Source organism: Streptomyces sp. NBC_00390 (genome assembly GCF_036057275.1).
In the GTDB taxonomy this organism is placed as follows: Bacteria; Actinomycetota; Actinomycetes; order Streptomycetales; family Streptomycetaceae; genus Streptomyces.
Map to the genome: position 1 here is coordinate 3,398,126 of NZ_CP107945.1, position 21,341 is coordinate 3,419,466.

Here is a 21,341-nt window from a genome sequence, read left to right on the forward strand (position 1 = left end):
CCTTGGGTTCCCAGGTTACGGAGGGGATGTACGAACGCGAACCCTAGGGCGCTCAAGTGACCTGTCCGTAATGCGTGCACCGCTCCCGGACGGCCACGCTGCGTGACCTGCACCCGAGTTGACGCCGGAGCAGACGCCCGAGCTGACGCCGCGGACCGGGTCCTGGGCCTCAGCGCGTGGCGCGGTACGTGGCCGTGGCCTGCTCGTAGATCTCGGTCACTTTGTCGCGTTGCTCCTCGGGGCCGATCACCTGGATCACGTGATAGGCGTCCCCGACGATCAGGGCGAGGTTGCGTACATAAACGTTGCGGCCATTGCTGTCCTGCCAGGTGAACTGACCTTCTGCCATGGACTGTTGACCCACATCGATCCGCCGCAGCCCGGTCGCCCCGGCCCAGGACGAGTCCCGGAACGGCTGCAACTCCCGTTCCTTGTCACGCTGGTAGACGAGCGGGTCGTCGCCGCCCTCCTTCACGGAGTCCCGGCCTGGTACGACGATCAGCGTGAAGTCACCGCCGTTGTAGCGGACTTGGCCGACGTCGTTGATGGGCCGCCGCTGCCAGGTCCTGTCGACCGCCACCTGGAAACCCTCGGCGTCCTTGCGCAGCACATAGCCGTCGGGCAGGTCGCCGGCCGGGGCCGAGGTCTGGGGCTGCTGCGATCCGGGAGTGGCGGTCGCGGGCGCACTGGGCGCCGGCTGCGGGCTCCCCTGGGCCGTGCGGCCCGGGCCCGGGCTCGTCGGGGACGGCTGCGCGCCGCTCTTGTTCCCCTGCGACCCGGCCTTGGGCATGAACAGCACGGCATAGGCGATCGCCGCCACCAGCGCCAGCAGGATCAACAGCAGGAGAGTGCGGCCGAGCGAGCGCGGCCCCCGCCCCGCACGTTCCTTGGAGCTCTGGTGACGGTGACGGCCGTGGAGCATCTGCGGAGCTGCGGGACGGCGCCTGCGGACCAGTTCGCCCCTGCGGCGTACGACAGGCAGCCTGCTGCCGCCGACGGCGCCCGCGGGCAGGGGCACGACGTCCATGCCTGCCTCGGGCTCGGGCGCGGACCGCACGAGGGAGCGCAGCCAGCCGCGCAGTTCCTCGAAGTCCGGGCGCTCCGTGGGGTCCTGTCGCAGCAGCGATTCGACGACCGGCCGCAGCGGACCGCACTCTTCCGCGAAGGCGGGCGGCTCGGAGCACACGAGCTGTACCAGTTCGGCCGCGCTCTCCTCGGGGTACGGGGCATGGCCCTGAACGGCCCGGAAGAGCAGCGCGCCGAGCGCCCACAGGTCGGTGGCGGGGCCGACGGGGGCGGCCAGCTGCCAGTTCTCGTGGACCGCGCCCGCCTGTTCGGGCGCCCAGCGCTCGGTGACGGCGCCGACGACCGCGATGCGGGCCTGGCGGGCGCGTTCGGCGGCGAGTGGAGTGGCGGGGCCGCGGTAGACGGTGGCCTCGCCCGGCGCGACGATCTCGTCCCAGCGTCCGGGCAGGGCACCGGTGCGGGCAGCGGCGGGCAGGCGATCGGCGTCGGCGCGCGGGGCGTCCCGGCCGCTGCCGCCCCGGTCCCGGCTTCCGGCCGCGGTACCGCGGGGGCCAGGGGCCTCGCCTGCGCGGGCGCCGGGCAGGGCGGGACGGACGCCGCCGTACGGAGTACCGCCGGGCTGCGTAGCGCCAGGCCGCTCGAGGGCGGGCCTCGGCGCACCGCCGGGGCCTGAGCTCCGGTCGGCCCGGGGCCCGCCACCGTACGGCGGTTCAGTGCCGCCCTGACCAGCGTGGCCGCCGTCCCGGACGGACCGGCGCGCGGCCTCGTAGCCGTCGCGCGCGGGTTGGCGTCCGCTCTCGGCGGACGCCTGCCGCACGCCGTAGGGATCGTCCCCGTACCGCGCGCCGGGCAGCGCCGGCCGAGCTCCCCCGTACGGACCCCCGCCGCCGCCCGCCGGTACGGCACGAGGGCCCTCGCTGCCCGGGAACGGGGAGTCGTGCCATGTGCCGGCCAGCCTGGCGTGGCCGGGACCGGGGTCGTACCCGCCGAAGTCGTCGTAGTCGTCGTCGCCGTCGTGGACAGGGCCGTAGACGACGCCCTCCTCGTCTCCGTCCTCGTAACGGAACCGCTCAGGGCGCACCTCGTCGGGGCGTCTGGCCCACCAGTCGGGGTCGAGGCCGTTCTGGACGGGACCGTCCGCTGCGCCACCGGGGGCGCCGCCCCGGCGCTGGTCCTCGGTGACGCGTGCCCCTGCCCGCGCGCCCGCGCGGTACGCGGCGATCGCGCCTGCCCGCGCGGCACGGACATCCGGCACTCCGCCCCGTGAGTCCGGGGCCGTCTGACCGGGCAGCACAGGGCGCACCGGTCCGCCGTACCCGTCGTCGTCGCGTTGGGGGCCGGTGTCGTGGTGGTTGTCGGGCTCGGGGCCATCGTCGTACGCGGGGTCGTCGTCGTACGCGGGGTCGTCGTCGGCCGGGTCTGCCCCTGGCCCCTGCTCGCCGAAGCCGTCCGTGTCCGCGTCGGGCGCCGGTGCGGGGGCGTACCCGCACAGCGCCTCCTCGGCAGCGCCCGAGGCCAGCCCGGTCAGCACCACACGCCCGTCGTCACAGACGAGCACCGTGCGGACGGTGATGTTCCGGTGGGTCCAGCCGTGCGCATGCAGCGCCCGCAGCGCGGTGAGGACGTCGGAGGCGACCTCCGCCGCCCGGTAAGGGTTCAGCGGCTTCTCGGCGAGCAGGGCGGCAAGCGGCCGGGCGGCGACGCGCTCGCTCACGATCCAGAGCGAACCGTCCTCGGCGAAGACGTCGAAGACCTGGTCCAGGCGCGGATGATCGGGGATCTGGGCGGCGGCCTGCGCAGCCTCCACGGCCCGGCGCACCGCAGGGTCCGCCGGCCTGCGTGTGCTACGCCCGTGGGCCTGTCGTGCCACGGCCGTCCCGGCCGGGCCGTCCATGTCGATCACTTCGGCGTCCACGACCTCCGGCAACGGCACCTGCCGTACCAGGACTTCCTGACCGCTGTAGGTGTCGAAGGCCCGGGTCTCGACCAGTTCGAACGCGTCCGAAGGCGGCAGCGGAAGGCGGTAGCGGTCGGCGAGCACCCTTCCCGCGTAGTCGTCCACGGCGCCTCCCCACGTGCGCGCTGTCCCCCGGTCCGTCCGGAAACCGCACGTAGCCGTCAATTCCGGTCGCTCAACGGCCCCTTGTCGCTGCGTACCGTCCGCGACCTCTCACAATACGTGCCCTTGGTCAATCCTTGGGGCTGAACGTGGCGAACGCCGTCTTGCGCAGTGTCTCGCACTCGGTGCTGCGCCACTCGCTCGCCTTGCAGGTGACCATGATCGAGTAGCCGTGCTTGGCGTCGACCTTGAATCCGCGGTTGAGGATCCTGACGCGCTCGCCGTTCTCGTTGCGCTCGAACTGCCAGTCGGCGACGGTCGGATAGCCGTTGTAGTCGACCGTGTTGATACCGAGGTGCTTGTAGCCGTTGCTGGTCGCACTCACCCCGGCAACCGCTGCCGCCCAGGCGGCGGCCGCATCGTCCCTGGGGCTGGCGTTGTAGTCGACCTGGACGCGCGGGTATCCGCCGCCCGCACTGAACTTGCCGCCGGAGTTCTGGCCCGCGATGCCGGTGAGCTTGAAGTCCTTGGGCATGGCCATCGTGAAGTGGAACCGGTCGTTGGAGACCATCACATAACCGTCCGGCAGTGCGTCCCCGTCCTTCGGCTCGTCGCCCTGGCCGTCGCCGGACGGCTGCCCGCCGCTCGCGTTGCCGGACGTGTCGGCGCCCGGGTCGCCCTTTCCGCCGTCCTCGCCGTCGTCCTTGGTCTGGTCCTGGCCCTTGGTGGTGCCGGAACCCGTGTCCTTGCCCTCCCCACCCGCACTGGCGCCGGCCGAAGTGGTCTTGTCACCCTTGGGCTTGCCCTTGCCGGTCTTGTCGTCGCCCCCGCCGAAGGCGAAGACGAGGACGGTGGACAGAACGGCGAGTGCGGCCACGACCGCGATGATCACCAGCGTGCGGCGCGGCACGACATCGGTGAGCGGTGCCCGCTCCGGAACGGGCCGCGGTGCGGGCTGTTCCGGGGCACGCTTCGGCTTCGGCGCGGCTTCCGCCTTGGCCGCCGCTGCGGCGTTGCGCACGGAACGCAGCGCACCCCGCAGCCGGTCCGCCGCCGGGTCCTTGGGCTTGGCGTCGGATGCCACCGGCGGTGTCGGGGGCAGCGGGGGCAGGGGGGTGACCCGGGTGGCGTCGGGCTCCGGGTCGGCCGACCGCTCCGGCGCCTCGGGGGCGTGCAGCACCATGGTCAGCAGCGCCCGTGCGCCTGCGTCGTCGAGTCGTTGGTCGGGGTCCTTGGCGAGCAGGCCGTAGATGACCTCCTCCAAGGGGCCCGCGTTCTTCGGCGGGTCGAGCGGCTCGGTCATCACGGCGGTCAGCGTCGCGATGGCCGATCCCTTGTCGTACGGCGGGCAGCCCTCGACGCTCGCGTACAGCAGTCCGCCCAGCGACCACAGGTCGGCGGCGGGGCCGGGCTTGTGACCGCGGGCGCGCTCGGGCGAGATGTACGAGGGAGCGCCGACGAGCATGCCGGTGGAGGTGATCGACGGATCGCCCTCGACCTGTGCGATGCCGAAGTCGGTCAGCACGACCCGGCCGTCCTCGGCGATCAGGACGTTGGACGGCTTCACGTCGCGGTGCAGGATGCCCTCGCGGTGCGCGGAACGCAGCACGTCGAGGATGGCGAGACCGACCTCGGCGGCGCGGCGCGGGGTGAGGGTGCCGTCCTCGCGGATGGCTTCGGCGAGGGACTTGCCCTCGACGAGCTCCATCACGATCCACGGACGGTCGTCCTCGTCGACGACGTCGAACACCGTCACCGCGCTGTTGTTGCGGATCCGGGCGATCGCCTTGGCCTCGCGGAGGGTACGCGTGATCAGACGGCGCTTCTCGTCCTCGTCGATGCTGTTGGGGAACCGCAGCTCCTTGACCGCGACGGTCCGTCCGAGGGTCTCGTCCACGGCCCGCCAGACGGTCCCCATACCGCCGCGCCCGAGAACCCCGCCCAGCCGGTACCGTCCGGCGAGCAACCGCCCGCCGACGGTGCCCGCGCCCTTGGCGCTTCGGTCGGCACTGCCGGTGGCTGCGGCGGAGCCCGCGCCCTTGGCAGCTGCGTTCCGAGTGTCCTTCACGCCCTCGGCCGACGCCGCCGAACCGCTGGACCTGGCACCCTTCACGCCCCCGCCCGACGCGCCGCCCCGCCCTGCGGACGCACCATCAGCACCGGCCTTGACCGCTGGACCGTCGGCATCGGCATCGGCCACCGGGCTGCTGCCCGCATCCCTCTCAGAGCCAGCACCCGCCGGCGCCACACCCCGCCCTGCGGGCGCGCCATCCGCACCGGCAGCCCCGGAGCCGACTCCTGTCGCACCCTCGGCCACAGCAGCACGATCCGCACCGGCCGCACCGGCCGCCTTCGGGGCCACGCCCGCCGCACCGTGGGCTCCCGCCTCGGGCGACGCCTGCCCGGCCTGCGCGGGTGAGTCCGAATCGGCCAATTCCTGCCCGCCCGGCGAGTCCTTCGCGCCTGCGTCCCGGGAGCCGGACGTGCCTGCCGAGTCCGGTGCGACATCCGCGGTCCCGGCATCCGCGGACCCGGGGTCGGCCGATGCGCCCCGGTCCGGCACCGCGTCACCACACTCACCCGCCGCGTCGCCCGCGCCCGCGGATTCCGTGTCGGCGACCTGTTCCGGATCGGCGGATCGGTCCTGGGACGTGTCCCCCGAGGGCTCGCCGGAGGTCGTGCCGGACGCCCTGACGGGCTCCACCCCCGCAACCTCCTGGGACTTCCGGGACTCGCGCGGCTCCTCGGCCGTGTCCCGCTGGGGCTCCCGCGACTGCTCAGCCTCCGACATGCGTCCCCTCTGCGATCCCTGATCTTCGCCCGCGCCCGCCGCTTCCCGCGCGATGCGGTAACCCGCCCTGGCAGAGCCCCCATTGTCCCTTACTCCGGGACCGGTATTGATCCCGGGTCCGCCGTCCGCCGGGACTCGCCCGGCAGCGGCCGGGTGACGGCCACGTCCGGTCCACCCCTGCGCTGGTCGCGGGAGGGGCCACCCCGCACCGGTCAGCTCCCCAACTCCCTTGCCATGTGGCTGAATTCCGTCGCATCAGGGTCAGGGCCGACGGAACCCGGGCCGGGCAGGGGCACCTCAGCTCAGATCGGGATGATGTCCGGCGCTCCCAGGCGTGCCGCGTCCGCGGTCAGGTCGTCCGGCTGGCGCTGCGACTCCCGCTCGGCCTCCACCCTCTTCTCGTAGTGCTGCACTTCCTTCTCGACATGCTCCTTGTCCCACCCCAGCACCGGTGCCATCAGCTCCGCGCACTCACGCGCGCACCTCGTCCCCCGGTCGAACGTCTCGATCGAGATCCTGGTACGCCGGGTCAGGACGTCGTCCAGGTGCCGGGCGCCTTCGTGCGAGGCCGCGTAGACGATCTCGGCACGCAGATAGTCGTCCGCGCCCCCCAGCGGCTCGCCCAGACTCGGATCCTCGGCTATGAGCGCGAGCAGCTCCTCGCTGAGGGAGCCGTAGCGGTTCAACAGATGCTCCACCCGCACCACATGAAGCCCCGTCCGCGCGGCTGTCCTCGCCCGCGCGTTCCACAGGGCGCGGTAGCCCTCTGCGCCGAGCAGCGGGATGTCCTCGGTGACACACCCGGCCACCCGCTGGTCGAGCGCGTGGACGGCCGCGTCCACCGCGTCCTTGGCCATCACCCGGTACGTCGTGTACTTGCCGCCCGCGACGACCACGAGCCCCGGCACCGGGTGCGCCACCGTGTGCTCCCGCGACAATTTGCTGGTCGCGTCCGACTCGCCGGCGAGCAGCGGCCGCAGTCCCGCGTACACACCCTCCACATCGTCCCTGGTGAGCGGCACGGCCAGCACCGAATTGACGTGCTCCAGCAGATAGTCGATGTCGGCGCTGGACGCTGCCGGATGCGCCTTGTCCAGATCCCAGTCCGTGTCCGTCGTGCCCACGATCCAGTGCCGCCCCCACGGGATGACGAACAGCACGGACTTCTCGGTGCGCAGGATCAGCCCGGTCGTGGAGTGGATCCGGTCCTTGGGAACCACCAGGTGAATGCCCTTGGAGGCGCGCACATGGAACTGGCCCCGTTCCCCGATCAGCGCTTGCGTGTCGTCCGTCCACACGCCCGTGGCGTTGACGATCTGGTGGGCCCGGATCTCGTACTCCCCGCCGGCCTCGACGTCCTGCACCCGGGCCCCGACGACCCGCTCACCCTCCCGCAGAAAGCCGATCACCCTGGCCCGGCTGGCGACTTGGGCCCCGTAGCTCGCGGCGGTGCGCACCAGGGTGGCCACATAGCGGGCGTCGTCCATCTGTGCGTCGTAGTACTGCAACGCTCCCACCAGGGAGTCCTTCTTCAGCGCCGGCGCGACCCGCAGCGCGGCCTTCCGTGAGAGGTGGCGGTGGACCGGCAGCCCTCGCCCATGGCCCGAGGACACCGACATCGCGTCGTACAGCGCGACACCCGATCCGGCGTACAGCCGCTCCCAGCCCTTGCGCTGGAGGGGGTAGAGGAAGGGGACGGGCTTCACCAGATGCGGGGCGAGCCGCTCCAGCAGCAGACCGCGCTCCTTCAGTGCCTCCCGGACCAGCGCGAAATCGAGCATCTCCAGATAGCGCAGCCCGCCGTGGATCAGCTTGCTCGACCTGCTCGACGTGCCGGACGCCCAGTCGCGCGCCTCGACGAGCCCGGTCGACAGCCCGCGTGTCGCGGCGTCCAGCGCAGTCCCGGCGCCGACGACGCCCGCGCCCACGACCAGCACGTCCAGTTCACGCTCGGCCATCCCGGCGAGCGCCTCGACGCGCTGCGCGGGTCCCAGTGTCGCTGTCCTCACTGCTGCCTCCCGTCGCCCCCGTGTGGTCCCTGCTGTGGTCGGGCTCACACCATCGATTCTGTCCGCACTCCGCAACTTCAGCCACCGCCTGTGGATAACACTCGGCCGACCACGAGCACACAATCCGGCATATCGGTCATATTTACGCCTAGTCTGACATTGCGCTTGCTCGTTCTGCCCACAGGGCTTGCGCTCACTGCCCCCTCCGGTTAAGGGAAGGACGGCCACTTCCATGCCCGCAGATCTCGCCGTCGTCGGACTCGGCCACCTCGGTCTGCCTCTCGCCCAGGCAGCCGTCGGCGCCGGCATCGAAACCGTCGGCTACGACCTCGATCCACGCCGGCTTGCCGACCCGGCGGGCGGCGTCACCCCCGCCGACGTCCGCCGGATGCTGTCCGCCGGCTTCCGGACCGCCACCGATCCGGCCGAGCTCGGCCGCGTACGCACGGCAGTCATCTGCGCGCCCACCCCCCTGTCCGCCGACGGGACCCTGGACCTCAGCGCGGTCGCCGACGCCGCCCACACCCTTGCGGCGCGGCTGCGCCCGCACACCACCGTCCTGCTCGAATCGGCCGTCCAGCCGGGCACGACGGAGGGCTTCCTCCGCCCGCTGCTCGAGCAGGGGTCGGGCCTGCGCGCCGGCCGCGACTTCCATCTGGCGTATTCCCCCAGTCGGGTGGACCCCGGCAGCCGTTCCCACGGCTACGCCAACACCCCCAAGGTGATCGGCGGTCTCACTCCGGCCTGCACAGAATCGGCCGCCGCCTTCTACGGCCGCCTCACCGACAAGGTGGTCCGCGCCCGTGGCCCGCGCGAGGCGGAGACCGTCAAGGTCCTCGAAACGAACTTCCGGCACGTCAACATCGCCCTGGTCAACGAGATGGCGGTGCTCTGCCACGACCTCGGTGTGGACCTGTGGGACGTCATCCGCTGCGCCGAGACCAAGCCGTTCGGTTTCCAGGCCTTTCGCCCGGGCCCGGGCGTCGGCGGCCACGACGTCCCCCTCGACCCCGGTTTCCTCCCGCACACCGGCGGAGCCCCCGGCCGCCCCCTGCGCTTGGTCGGTCTCGCCCGGGAGATCAACACCCGGATGCCGCAGTACGTGATCCAGCGCTGCGCCACCCTCCTCAACGAGCACGGCAAATCGGCGCGCGGGGCCCGCGTGCTGCTCCTCGGCATCACGTACAAGCCGGACCTCGCCGACCTGGAGGCCTCCCCCGCCTACGAGATCGCCCGCCGTCTGATGAATCTCGGCGCCGCAGTCAGCTACCACGACCCCTACGTCCCCCACTGGCGCGTGGGCGAACTTCCGGTCCCCCGGGCAGACTCGCTCTACGAGGCGGCGGCCGGGGCCGACCTGACGGTCCTGCTCCAGCACCACCGCACGTACGACCTCCAAGGACTCGCCGTCAAGGCCCAGTTGCTGCTGGACACCCGGGGGGCCACCCCGGTCGGCGCGGCGCACCGCCTTTGAGCGCTCTCGGCCGAGTTGACGCCGTACCAGGCGCAGCAACGCGACAAGGCGCGCCGGCGCAAAGGCACAACCGGATAACCAAGTGCCCCATTGTCGCTGCGGGCTGCTAATGTCCGTCCGCCGCGTCGCACAGTCGTACGACGTGCCTTGATCCCAGGGGGACATCCGACATGAGCCAGCCCGTTCCGCCGCCGTCCGGCAACCCGTTCGCCGGAGGCGACCAGTTCGCCCCGGCTCCGCCTCCGGCGCCCGTCCGCAACAACGTCGGCCTGGGCCTGCTCGTCGCGTTCGTCGCCGCGCTGGTCGCCGCCGGTGCGTACGGCGCCATCGGCGGAGCCATCGAGAAGGAAATCGGCTACGCCGCTGTCGGCGTCGGCTTCCTCATCGGCTTCGCCGCCGCCAAGGCCGGTGGCCGTAACCCGGTACTGCCCGTCGTCAGCGCGGTGCTCGCCATCGGTGCGGTGTACCTGGGCCAGCTGATCGCCATCGCGATGATCTTCGCCGATGGCACCGGTGCCTCCTTCAGCGAGGTGTTCTTCGACGAGTTCAGCCTGCTGACGGAGGTCTGGAAGAAGGCGGCCGACGGCATGACCTATGTCTTCCTCGGCATCGCCGCGATCACCGCGTTCGCCGGTGCCAAGAAGGCCGACGCCTGATCGTCGCACCACAGCGCGTGGGGCCCGGCACCTTGAAGGTGCCGGGCCCCACGCGTACGTACGAAGAGCGGTCAGCGCTTGTGCTGCGAGTCCGCCACCGTCACCTCGACACGCTGGAACTCCTTGAGTTCGCTGTAACCCGTCGTCGCCATCGCCCGGCGCAGCGCCCCGAAGAAGTTCATCGACCCGTCAGGGCTGTGCGAGGGCCCGGTCAGGATCTCCTCCGTGGTGCCGACGATGCCCAGGTCCACGAGCTTGCCTCGCGGCACATCCTCGTGGACGGCCTCCATGCCCCAGTGGTGCCCCTTGCCGGGCGCGTCCGTGGCGCGCGCCAGCGGGGATCCGATCATCACCGCGTCGGCGCCGCACGCGATCGCCTTCGGCAGGTCGCCGGACCAGCCCACGCCGCCGTCCGCGATGACGTGGACGTACCGGCCGCCGGACTCGTCCATGTAGTCGCGGCGGGCCGCGGCCACATCGGCGACGGCGGTCGCCATCGGCACCTGGATGCCCAGTACGTTACGCGTGGTGTGCGCGGCGCCGCCGCCGAAGCCGACCAGGACGCCCGCCGCGCCGGTGCGCATCAGGTGCAGGGCGGCGGTGTAGGTGGCGCAGCCGCCGACGATGACCGGGACGTCGAGTTCGTAGATGAACTGCTTGAGGTTCAGCGGTTCGGCGGCACCGGAGACGTGCTCGGCGGAGACGGTCGTGCCGCGGATGACGAAGAGGTCCACGCCCGCGTCGACGACGGTCTTCGAGAACTGCGCGGTGCGCTGCGGCGAGAGCGCGGCGGCCGTGACGACACCGGAGTCGCGCACCTCCTTCAGACGCTGCCCGATCAGCTCCTCCTTGATCGGGGCGGCGTAGATCTCCTGCAGACGACGGGTGGCGGTCTCCGTCGGCAGGTCGGCGATTTCGTCGAGCAGCGGCTGCGGGTCCTCGTAGCGGGTCCACAGCCCCTCGAGGTTCAGTACGCCCAGACCGCCGAGCTCACCGATGCGGATCGCGGTCTGCGGGGAGACCACGGAGTCCATCGGGGCCGCCAGGAACGGCAGCTCGAAGCGGTAGGCGTCGATCTGCCAGGCGATCGAGACCTCCTTCGGGTCCCGCGTGCGCCGGCTCGGTACGACGGCGATGTCATCGAACGCGTACGCCCGGCGGCCGCGCTTGCCGCGCCCGATCTCGATCTCAGTCACGTTGTGTGGCCTTTCCCTCTACGTCTGCGCCTACCAGTATCCCCGACACACACGTCAGGGGCGGTCCCGGTGAGCCGGAACCGCCCCTGCGGACGTGTGCGCTACAGCTTGCTGTAGTTCGGTGCCTCGACGGTCATCTGGATGTCGTGCGGGTGGCTCTCCTTGAGTCCCGCCGAGGTGATCCGGACGAACCGGCCGCGGTCCTGCAGCTCCGGCACCGTGCGCCCGCCGACGTAGAACATCGACTGGCGCAGACCGCCCACCAGCTGGTGGACGACGGCGGAGAGCGGGCCGCGGTAGGGCACCTGGCCCTCGATGCCCTCGGGCACCAGCTTCTCGTCGGAGGCGACACCCTCCTGGAAGTACCGGTCCTTCGAGAACGAGCGCTGCTCGCCACGGGACTGCATGGCGCCCAGCGAGCCCATGCCGCGGTACGACTTGAACTGCTTGCCGTTGATGAACATCAGCTCGCCCGGGGACTCCTCGCAGCCTGCGAGAAGCGAGCCCAGCATGACCGTGTCCGCGCCCGCGACCAGCGCCTTCGCGATGTCGCCGGAGTACTGCAGCCCGCCGTCACCGATCACCGGTACGCCGGCCGCCTTGGCGGCGAGCGCGGCCTCGTAGATCGCGGTGACCTGCGGGACGCCGATGCCGGCGACCACGCGGGTGGTGCAGATGGAGCCCGGGCCCACGCCGACCTTGATGCCGTCGACGCCGGAGTCGATGAGCGCCTGGGCGCCGTCGCGGGTGGCGATGTTGCCGCCGATGACGTCGACGGCCGAGTTCGACTTGATCTTGGCGACCATGTCGCCGACCAGCTTGGAGTGGCCGTGTGCGGTGTCGACGACGATGAAGTCGACGCCCGCCTCGACCAGTGCCTGGGCGCGCTCGTACGCGTCTCCCGCGACACCGACGGCGGCGCCGACGAGCAGCCGGCCTTCCTTGTCCTTGGCGGCGTTCGGGTACTGCTCGGCCTTGACGAAGTCCTTGACCGTGATCAGGCCCTTGAGGATGCCCGCGCCGTCGACCAGCGGAAGCTTCTCGATCTTGTGCCGGCGCAGCAGCTCCATGGCGTCCACACCGGAGATCCCGACCTTGCCGGTGACCAGCGGCATCGGGGTCATGACCTCGCGCACCTGGCGGCCGCGGTCCGACTCGAAGGCCATGTCGCGGTTGGTGACGATGCCCAGCAGCTTGCCCGCGCCGTCCGTGACCGGCACACCGCTGATACGGAACTTGGCGCACAGCCGGTCGGCGTCGGCGAGCGTCGCGTCCGGGTTCACCGTGATCGGGTCGGTGACCATGCCGGACTCGGAGCGCTTGACCAGGTCGACCTGGTTGGCCTGGTCGGCGATCGAGAGATTGCGGTGCAGCACACCGGCGCCGCCCTGGCGGGCCATGGAGATGGCCATACGCGCCTCGGTCACCTTGTCCATGGCGGCGGACAGCAGCGGGATGTTCACCCGCACGTTCTTCGAGATGTACGAGGAGGTGTCGATCTGGTCGGGCGCCATGTCAGAGGCACCCGGCAGCAGCAGCACATCGTCGTAGGTCAGCCCGAGTGTCGCGAATTTCTCGGGCACTCCGTCGACGTTGGTCATGACACCTTCCCCAATGGCCTTGATCGGTGCGGATGTCCATGCTAACGGGCTCAGCAGCCGTCTCATTCCACGATCAAGATCAGCAAGCAGCTTTGGATATTTCTACGGACGTTATTTCTACGGACGCGACCGACCTGCGGTTCACTGCTCGGCGAGCGCCCGCAGTCTGCTGAGCGCGCGGTGCTGCGCCACCCGGACAGCGCCCGGCGACATCCCGAGCATCTGGCCGGTCTCCTCGGCGGTCAGGCCCACCGCGACCCGCAGCACCAGCAGCTCCCGCTGATTTTCCGGCAGATTGGCGAGGAGCTTCTTGGCCCACTCCGCGTCGTCGCTGAGCAGCGCGCGCTCCTCGGGGCCGAGCGAGTCGTCCGGCCGCTCGGGCATCTCGTCGGACGGCACGGCCGTCGAGCCCGGATGCCGCATGGCGGCACGCTGCAGATCGGCGACCTTGTGGGAGGCGATGGCGAAGACGAACGCCTCGAACGGCCGCCCGGTGTCCTTGTAGCGCGGCAGCGCCATCAGCACCGCGACGCAGACCTCCTGTGCGAGGTCCTCCACGAAGTGGCGCGCGTCGCCGGGCAGCCGGTTGAGCCGCGAGCGGCAGAAACGCAGCGCGAGCGGGTGCACATGCGCGAGCAGGTCGTGCGTGGCCTGCTCGTCGCCGTCGACGGCACGGTGCACCAGCGCACCGATGGCCCCCTGGGCGGTCGCCGCCTCGTCGTCACGCATCGGTCCATGGTGCCTTGGCGGCTGCTGGTCCGTCGCACTGCGTCCGTACTTGTGCACCGAAGCGTTATGAGTTGGCACGCCAGAAGTCATCTCGTGCGCCCTCCCCTCCCGCTCGACCGACACGTCCCCGAGGAACTCCACATCTCAAGCATGCGGCATCGCGCGGGAAACGGATGCCCTCGAGCATGCGTCACCCCGCCCGCATACGAACGGGCGGGGTTTGCCGTACCCCAGGGGCAGCCCACTCCTCCGGGACCTAGCGGACCAGGCCCCAGCGGAATCCGAGCGCCACCGCATGCGCCCGGTCCGAGGCACCGAGCTTCTTGAACAGGCGCCTGGCGTGCGTCTTGACCGTGTCCTCGGACAGGAAGAGCTCGCGTCCGATCTCGGCGTTCGACCGGCCGTGGCTCATGCCCTCGAGCACCTGGATCTCACGCGCGGTGAGTGTGGGCGCAGCGCCCATCTCGGCCGAGCGCAGCCGCCGCGGGGCGAGCCGCCAGGTGGGATCGGCCAGCGCCTGGGTGACCGTCGCGCGCAGCTCGGCGCGCGAGGCGTCCTTGTGCAGATACCCGCGGGCTCCGGCGGCCACCGCGAGCGCGACACCGTCGAGGTCCTCGGCGACGGTGAGCATGATGATCCGGGCGCCGGGGTCGGCGGAAAGCAGCCGGCGGACGGTCTCGACGCCGCCCAGTCCGGGCATGCGTACGTCCATCAGAATCAGATCCGAACGATCGGCGCCCCAGCGGCGGAGGACTTCCTCGCCGTTGGCCGCGGTCGTCACGCGCTCGACACCGGGCACGGTCGCAACCGCCCGGCGGAGCGCCTCTCGGGCAAGCGGGGAGTCGTCGCAGACGAGGACGGATGTCATGGCCGCCCTCCGCAGCTGATGCGCGTCACCTTGTGCCTCCAGGCTGGGTACGTTTCGTCACCTGTGCGGTTGAACGCTCTCGGACATGTGCCCTAGAGCTTGTTGTTTCAACCGCCTCCGCACTCTCAACGACGGTCACTCGAAAGAGTTACGGGTCGGACGGGCGCCTTCGGCACACAACGCGAGGGGCGCGCACGGGGCGAGGTGCCGCAGATCATCTGCCCTCCACCCAGAGGCTATGCCCCATTCAGCGGCTTTCCTTCCCTTTTCGCAGTGTCTATGGCTAGATTCGCAATGAGTCATATTTACATCTACTTACATAGTAGATGTACGGTCGTTGGCACGGCGCGGGTGCCCGATCCGGCAGGCATGGGGCCGGGAGCCCGTCCGGTCCGACCTGTCCTGTATCCACTCAGCACGGTTTCAAGGGGACATGCGCTATGGCAGATTTCTCTCGCCTTCCCGGACCCAACGCCGATCTGTGGGACTGGCAGCTCCTCGCGGCATGCCGCGGGGTCGACAGCTCGCTCTTCTTCCACCCGGAGGGTGAGCGGGGCGCAGCGCGAAGCGCGCGTGAGAACTCGGCGAAAGAGGTCTGCATGAGGTGCCCGGTCCGGGCGGAGTGTGCGGCGCATGCGCTGGCGGTGCGCGAGCCGTACGGCGTCTGGGGCGGCCTGACGGAGGACGAGCGCGAGGAGCTCATGGGACGCGCACGCCATCGGCTGATCCCGGCCACGAGCGCAGGAGGTTCTGCGCACGGCTGACACCCGCCCTCACTCCCTTACCGAAGAAACGTTCCTGCACCGACTCCCGGCGCACCTGGGGGTCGATGCGGCATGTTCGGGCGGTGAACGGTCACGGCGGGGCGCCGCACGGCAGGTCCGTCAGCGGGCGGCGGCGCGGGTCAGCTCGTCCAGGGTCGCGGCGACCGCAGGGACCTGGGCCAGATCCGCAAGCGTGAGGGCGACGATCTCGCGGGCGACGGCCGGTTCGACGGTGACCGTGCGGGCGCCCCTGGGGCGTACGGACTCGATGGCGAGCTCGGGCAGCACCGCGACGCCCAGGCCCGCGCCGACCAGGCCGGCCACCGCCGGGTAGTCGTCGGTGGCGAAGTCGATCCGGGGGGTGAAGCCCGCCGCCTCGCAGACATCGACGAGCTGGCGGCGGCAGCGCGGGCAGCCCGCGATCCACGGCTCGTCCGCGAGATCGCCGATGGCGACAGTGTCCGCCTCGGCGAGCCGATGCCCCTCGGGGACCAGACCGACGAGCCGGTCGGTGAGCAGAGGACGGACGACCAGGTCGGCCCACTCCGCGTCCGCGCCGGCCGCTTCGCCGTACCGGAACGCGAGCGCCACATCGCAGTCGCCGTCGCGCAGCATCTCGACCGAGCGGGGCGGTTCGGCGTCGACGAGTGAGACCCGGGTGCCGGGGTGGGCGGCGCGCAGCGCCGCGAGTGCCGTGGGCACCAGCGTCGAGCTGCCGCTGGGGAACGAGACCAGCCGGACTCTTCCCGCCCGCAGACCGGCGATGGCGGCGATCTCCTCCTCGGCCGCGGTGAGCCCGGCGAGGATGCCCGCCGCATGGCGTACCAGCGCCTCGCCGGCCTGGGTCAGGCGCATCTCACGGCCCGTGCGGATCAGCAGCGGAGTCCCGGCGGAGGTCTCCAGCGCCTTCATCTGCTGGCTGACCGCAGGTTGTGTGCAGCCCAGTTCCCGCGCGGCTGCGGAGAACGAACCGGTGGCGGCGACAGCACGCAGGACGCGGAGATGACGGGCTTCGATCACCCGTCGATCATAAGGGAGCCTTGGGGAAGGGCGGCATTGTCGAGTGGCTTGTTTGAGGGTGCACCCATTACCGTGGCCGGCATGAAGCTTCTGACCGTGAACGTGGGACAGCTCAGGACCGTCGACTACGCCGACAACGGCGCGACAGGCATCGACAAGCGTCCGGTCGACGGAGCCGTCCGCGTCACGGATCCGGGCCCCAAGGGTCAGGGCGGGAGCGGTCTGGCCGGGGACGCGATCAGCGACCTGCGCCATCACGGCGGCACCGACCAGGCGGTGTACGCCTTTGCGCGCGAGGATCTCGACCGGTGGGAGAAGGAGCTTGGCCGGCCGCTGCCCAACGGCTCGTTCGGCGAGAACCTCACCACCAGCGGGGTGGACATGAGCGGCGCGCGGATCGGGGAGCGCTGGCGGATCGGCGACGATCTGGTGCTCGAGGTGACGAGCGGCCGCATCCCCTGCCGGACGTTCGCGAGCCGGCTGGACGAGAAGGGCTGGGTCAAGCGCTTCACTCGGGACTGCGCGCCCGGCGCATATCTGCGGGTGATCGAGCCCGGCGAGATCCGCGCCGGCGACCCGGTCGAGATCGTGCACCGGCCCGGGCACGACGTGACCGTCGTGATGGCCTTCCGCGCCGAGACGGTGGAACGTTCACTGCTGCCGAAGGTGCTGGCGGCCGGAGAGGCGCTCCACACCGGGCTGCTGCGGGACGCGCGCGCGTACGTGGCCAAGCACGGCGGGGTGTCCGACTCCGTCATATAGGGGAAATCCCTTAGAAGCCCCGGAATTGACTGGGGGGCGGCTGGGGGCGGTCCCCGATGTGCCCGCGAGTGCCGGCCGGGACGCTGGATGCATGTCTCGCTTCAAGCGCGTCCTCATCACTCTCACGACCCTTGTCGTGATCGTTGGCCTGGCGCTCGGCGGCGGTTCACTCTGGCTGTTCTCGGACGCCAAGGTGTCCAACGTCGGCGCCGGTTTCAGCCGTGAGCTCGCCATACCGCCGCTCGCGAAGTCCGCGGTGAAGAGAGATGGCACCCGGGTCTTCGACCTGACGATGCAGGCCGGTCAGAAGGAGTTCAGGCCGGGGCTGAAGACGCCCACCTGGGGATTCAACGGGGCCTTCCTCGGGCCGACGCTGCGCGCGGAGCGGGGCGAGAAGGTCCAGGTGCGGATCAAGAACAAGCTGGGCGAGGAGTCCACCGTGCACTGGCACGGTATGCATCTGCCCGCGAAGATGGACGGCGGCCCGCACCAGATGATCGCGCCCGGCGCGACCTGGAGCCCGCACTGGACCGTGGACCAGCCGGCCGCCAGCCTCTGGTACCACCCGCATCCGCACGGCAGGACGGAGCGGCATGTGCAGCGGGGATTGGCCGGGATGTTCCTGCTCGACGACGCGAACTCGACACGGCTCGCGCTGCCGAAGCGGTACGGGGTGGACGACCTGCCGGTCATCGTGCAGGACGTCCGCTTCGACGGCGCGAAGTTCGACAGCGGCCACAAGCTGATGCGCAACGTCGGCTTCCTCGGCGACCGGACCATGGTCAACGGCACCCTCGACCCGTACAAGGAGGTGGGCGACGAGCTGGTGCGGCTGCGGCTGCTCAATGCCTCGACCGCCCGCACCTATGACTTCGGATTCTCCGACAACAGGAAGTTCTCACTGGTCGGCACCGACGGCGGACTCCTGGAGAAGGCGGTCGCCCTCGACCGGATCCAGCTGTCGCCGGGCGAGCGTGCCGAGACAGTGGTACGGATGAAGCCGGGTGAGCGAACCGTACTGCGCAGCTATCCGCAGACCAACTACGGGGACTTCTGGCAGAGCCGGTTCAGCGGCGCGGACGACACCTTCGACGTGCTGGAGTTGCGTGCCAAGGACACCCTGCGGCCCTCCCCCGGCATCCCCGCCAGGCTCGGCGAGCCAGAGGTGCCGGACGGCTCGGACTCGGTGCGCGAGCGGTCCTTCGGTCTGTTGATGTCAGGGATAAACGGTCGGCCGATGGCCATGGACCGGATAGACCAGACCGTCGTCCGCGGCACGGCCGAGACCTGGACGGTGCGCAACGACGACGGCGTCCCGCACAACTTCCATGTCCACGACGTGCAGTTCCGGGTGCTGGAGGTGGACGGCAAGCAGCCGCCGCCGGAACTGCGCGGGGCCAAGGACACGGTGTTCGTGCCGGGAAGTCAGACCGTGAAGCTCGCGATGCGGTTCACCGGGCCGGCCGATCCGGACACCCCGTACATGTACCACTGTCACCTGCTGTATCACGAGGACATAGGGATGATGGGCCAGTTCGTGGTCGTCGAGAAGGGCCAGAAGGCGGGCACGGTGCGTACGCCGCACTCACACGTGGGGCACTAACGTGCCGCCTATGACGACTGCACTGATTACGGGAGCGACCGCGGGCATCGGCGCTGCGTTCGCACGGCGGCTCGCCGTCGAGGGACGGAACCTGGTGCTGGTGGCTCGTGACACCAAGCGGCTGCAGGAGCAGGCCACCGAGCTGCACGACAAGCACGGCATCGAGGCGGAGGTGCTGACCGCGGACCTGTCCGAGGAGGGCGGGATCGAGGCGGTCGCCCGGCGGCTGGCCGACCGGAAGGACCCGGTCGATCTGCTGGTCAACAACGCCGGGTTCGGCAACAAGGGACGCTTCCTCGAGGTCTCCATGGCCGATGAGCTGACGATGCTCAAGGTGCACTGCGAGGCCGTGCTGCGGCTGACCGCGGCGGCGGCGGAGGCGATGCGGGAGCGCGGCCGGGGCGGTGTGGTCAATGTGGCGTCGGTGGCGGCGTTCGTGCCGCGCGGCACCTACGGCGCGTCCAAGTCGTGGGTGGTGCAGTTCACCCAGGGAGCGGCACGGGATCTGGCGGGTTCGGGAGTGCGGCTGATGGCGCTGTGCCCGGGGTTCGTACGGACGGAATTCCATGAGCGGGCCGGGATGGGGACGGACAACATCCCCGGCTGGATGTGGCTGGATGTCGACAAGCTGGTGGCGACGGCACTGTCCGACCTGGCCCGGGGAAAGACGCTCTCGATCCCGGACGCGCGGTACAAGGCGCTGATGGGCGTGGTGAAGCTGGCGCCGCGCGGGCTGCTCGGCGGGGTCAGCTCCCGGGCGGGACGCAAGTACGGTCCGCAGTAGGCCCGCAGCCGGCCCTTCCACGAGCGGCCCGGCGGAGGGGCCACCTGCCACGGACGAGGCGCGCTGCCATCTGTCACTGCTGCCGCGGCTGCGGATGCGCGCCTCGTACAGCGCGGACGGCCCCGGCCCCGATGAGTCCGGCCCTGGGGCCGGGCGAAGCAACGACCGGCATCACTCGCAGAAAGAGGAGCCCGCGTCATGGACCACACAACCGCTGACCGTCCCGCCCTGCTGCTGGCGATGGGCCCGGGCATCGCCGAACGGCTGTTCACCGACCGCCACCTCGACCGTCTCACCGCGCTCACCCGCACCGACCCGCGTCGGATCGCCCACGACCTGACCGCTCCCGAGCCGGCCCTGGCCGCCGCCCTCGCCGACGCCGAGGTGCTGCTGACCTGCTGGGGCGCACCCGCCCTCACCGCCGAGGTGCTGGCCGAAGCTCCCCGACTGCGCGCGGTCGTCCACGCAGCGGGAAGCGTCAAGCACCATGTGACCGACGCCTGTTGGAAGCGGGGCATCGCCGTCGCGTCGGCGGCGGCGGCCAACTCGCTGCCCGTCGCGGAGTACACGCTGGCCGCCATCCTGCTCGCCGGGAAGCGGGTCCTGCACTCGGCCCAGCGGTACGGGCAACTGCAGGCCCGGCACGACTGGCACCCGGAGTTCGAGGACGCCGGCAACTACGGACGTACGGTCGGGGTCGTCGGCGCCTCGCGTGTCGGGCGGCGCGTGATCGAGCTGCTGCGCCCGTTCGATCTGCAGGTTCTGCTGTACGACCCGTATGTCGGTGCCGCCGAGGCCAGCGCGCTCGGCGTCCTGCGCACCGAGCTGGACGAGCTCTGCGCCCGCGCGGACATCGTCACCGTGCATGCCCCTGAGCTGCCGGCCACCCGCCATATGATCGGCGCCTGGCAGCTGGGGCTGATGCGGGACGGGGCAACCTTGATCAACACCGCACGCGGCTCCCTGGTCGACGAGGACGCGCTGCTCAGCGAGGTGGTCGCGGGCCGGCTGGATGCCGTGCTGGATGTGACCGATCCCGAACTGCCGCCGCCCGGCTCGCCGTTGTACAGCCTGCCGAATGTGCTGCTCACCCCGCACATCGCCGGCTCACTGGGCGGCGAGCTGCACCGGCTGGCCGATCACGCGCTGGACGAGGTGGAGCGGTTCGCGGCCGGCCTGCCGTTCGCCGACCCGGTCCAGCCGGCCGCGCTGGGTTACTCGGCCTGACCCGGCAGGAGGGGTGAACATCACTAAAATGGACGTATCCCATCGAATGCGGGGAGACGCCATGAAGTTCGTACAGCTAGTTGAATACAGGACCACAAAGCCCGAAGACATGAACACGCTCATGGACAGGTGGGCCGAGGCGACCCAGGGCAAGCGGACCGCCAGCCACACCCTCACCGGCAGGGACCGCTCCGACGCGTCCCACTACGTCGAGATAGTCGAGTTCGACTCGTACGAGAAAGCGATGAAGAACTCGCACCTCCCGGAGACCGAGAAGGCCTTCCAGGAGATGGTGGCCCTGTGCGACGGCATGCCGTCCTTCACCGACCTCGATGTGGTCCGGGACGAGCAGATGAACGCGGCAACCGCCCGCCGCTGCTTCCACGAGATCATCGTCGGCGGCAACCTGGACGGGGTGGACGAGGTCTTCGCCGCCGACTACCGGGACCACGACATCAGCAAGGACGAGCCCGGGATCGGCAGGCAGAGCATCAAGCAGGACATCAAGGGCTGGCGCGACGCCTTCGATTTCCACTTCGACCTCGACCGCCAGGTGACCGAAGGCGACGACGTGGTGACTCTGTGGACCTGGCACGGCACGCACAAGGGTGACTTCCAGGGCATCGCCCCCACCGGCAAGCAGTGCACGATGACCGGTACCACGGTCTTCCGCTTCGAGGACGCGGTGATCAAGGAAGGCTGGTGGCACTACGACGCCCTGCACCTGATGCGGCAGCTCGGCGCGTTCTGACCACCGCGCACGACTCGCTGC

Annotated in this window: 16 protein-coding genes; 8 read left to right on the top strand and 8 right to left on the bottom strand. The window is 70.7% G+C overall.

The genetic code is table 11. The features are described 5' to 3' along the window. Positions 1-169 precede the first annotated feature (169 nt). From OHS70_RS14435 to OHS70_RS14445, 3 genes are all read right to left on the bottom strand, one after another. Positions 170-3,088: a protein kinase gene (locus OHS70_RS14435; RefSeq protein WP_328397462.1), complete on the bottom strand. Its 2,919-nt coding sequence runs from the start codon at positions 3,086-3,088 to the stop codon at positions 170-172. Between the two features lie 127 nt (positions 3,089-3,215). After that, the gene (locus tag OHS70_RS14440; RefSeq protein ID WP_328397464.1) at positions 3,216-5,876 is read right to left on the bottom strand and encodes a serine/threonine-protein kinase; all 2,661 of its coding nucleotides are present in this window, start codon (positions 5,874-5,876) and stop codon (positions 3,216-3,218) included. A 302-nt stretch (positions 5,877-6,178) separates the two neighbouring features. Beyond that, complete coding sequence (locus OHS70_RS14445; protein WP_328397466.1) at positions 6,179-7,885, bottom strand: glycerol-3-phosphate dehydrogenase/oxidase; 1,707 nt, start codon at positions 7,883-7,885, stop codon at positions 6,179-6,181. 232 nt (positions 7,886-8,117) lie between these two features. On the opposite strand from OHS70_RS14445, the gene OHS70_RS14450 reads away from it, so the two are divergent. Together OHS70_RS14450 and OHS70_RS14455 are read left to right on the top strand one after the other, a co-directional pair. Further along, on the top strand, positions 8,118-9,359 hold the full coding sequence (locus OHS70_RS14450; RefSeq protein WP_328397468.1) for a nucleotide sugar dehydrogenase: 1,242 nt from the start codon (positions 8,118-8,120) through the stop codon (positions 9,357-9,359). Positions 9,360-9,529: 170 nt separating this feature from the next. Then, on the top strand, positions 9,530-10,015 hold the full coding sequence (locus OHS70_RS14455; protein ID WP_328397469.1) for a hypothetical protein: 486 nt from the start codon (positions 9,530-9,532) through the stop codon (positions 10,013-10,015). A 71-nt stretch (positions 10,016-10,086) separates the two neighbouring features. On the opposite strand, the gene OHS70_RS14460 is transcribed toward OHS70_RS14455, so the two are convergent. From OHS70_RS14460 to OHS70_RS14475, 4 genes are all read right to left on the bottom strand, one after another. Beyond that, the gene (locus OHS70_RS14460) at positions 10,087-11,211 is read right to left on the bottom strand and encodes a GuaB3 family IMP dehydrogenase-related protein (protein WP_328397471.1); all 1,125 of its coding nucleotides are present in this window, start codon (positions 11,209-11,211) and stop codon (positions 10,087-10,089) included. Positions 11,212-11,312: 101 nt separating this feature from the next. Beyond that, positions 11,313-12,812, bottom strand: coding sequence for an IMP dehydrogenase (gene guaB, locus OHS70_RS14465; protein WP_328397473.1), 1,500 nt, complete (start codon positions 12,810-12,812; stop codon positions 11,313-11,315). A 141-nt stretch (positions 12,813-12,953) separates the two neighbouring features. After that, complete coding sequence (locus tag OHS70_RS14470) at positions 12,954-13,541, bottom strand: sigma-70 family RNA polymerase sigma factor (protein WP_328397475.1); 588 nt, start codon at positions 13,539-13,541, stop codon at positions 12,954-12,956. Positions 13,542-13,797: 256 nt separating this feature from the next. Continuing rightward, on the bottom strand, positions 13,798-14,409 hold the full coding sequence (locus OHS70_RS14475) for a response regulator transcription factor (RefSeq protein WP_003948568.1): 612 nt from the start codon (positions 14,407-14,409) through the stop codon (positions 13,798-13,800). A 440-nt stretch (positions 14,410-14,849) separates the two neighbouring features. Between OHS70_RS14475 and OHS70_RS14480 the strand changes: the two genes are divergently transcribed. Continuing rightward, complete coding sequence (locus OHS70_RS14480) at positions 14,850-15,173, top strand: WhiB family transcriptional regulator (protein WP_328397477.1); 324 nt, start codon at positions 14,850-14,852, stop codon at positions 15,171-15,173. A gap of 120 nt (positions 15,174-15,293) precedes the next feature. Here OHS70_RS14480 and OHS70_RS14485 read toward each other — a convergent pair whose 3' ends face one another. Next, a complete protein-coding gene (locus OHS70_RS14485; RefSeq protein WP_328397479.1) occupies positions 15,294-16,193 on the bottom strand; it encodes a LysR family transcriptional regulator in 900 nt (299 codons plus the stop codon). Positions 16,194-16,274: 81 nt separating this feature from the next. On the opposite strand from OHS70_RS14485, the gene OHS70_RS14490 reads away from it, so the two are divergent. From OHS70_RS14490 to OHS70_RS14510, 5 genes are all read left to right on the top strand, one after another. After that, on the top strand, positions 16,275-16,955 hold the full coding sequence (locus OHS70_RS14490) for an MOSC domain-containing protein (protein ID WP_328397481.1): 681 nt from the start codon (positions 16,275-16,277) through the stop codon (positions 16,953-16,955). Positions 16,956-17,046: 91 nt separating this feature from the next. Next, positions 17,047-18,558, top strand: coding sequence for a multicopper oxidase family protein (locus OHS70_RS14495; RefSeq protein WP_328397483.1), 1,512 nt, complete (start codon positions 17,047-17,049; stop codon positions 18,556-18,558). 10 nt (positions 18,559-18,568) lie between these two features. Beyond that, positions 18,569-19,342, top strand: a complete 774-nt coding sequence (locus OHS70_RS14500; protein ID WP_328397485.1) for an SDR family NAD(P)-dependent oxidoreductase — start codon at positions 18,569-18,571, stop codon at positions 19,340-19,342. A 198-nt stretch (positions 19,343-19,540) separates the two neighbouring features. Continuing rightward, complete coding sequence (locus OHS70_RS14505) at positions 19,541-20,569, top strand: hydroxyacid dehydrogenase (protein WP_328397487.1); 1,029 nt, start codon at positions 19,541-19,543, stop codon at positions 20,567-20,569. 61 nt (positions 20,570-20,630) lie between these two features. Then, positions 20,631-21,320 (top strand): ester cyclase, encoded by a 690-nt coding sequence (locus tag OHS70_RS14510; RefSeq protein ID WP_328397489.1) that lies wholly within the window; start codon positions 20,631-20,633, stop codon positions 21,318-21,320. The last annotated feature ends 21 nt before the right edge of the window (positions 21,321-21,341 follow it).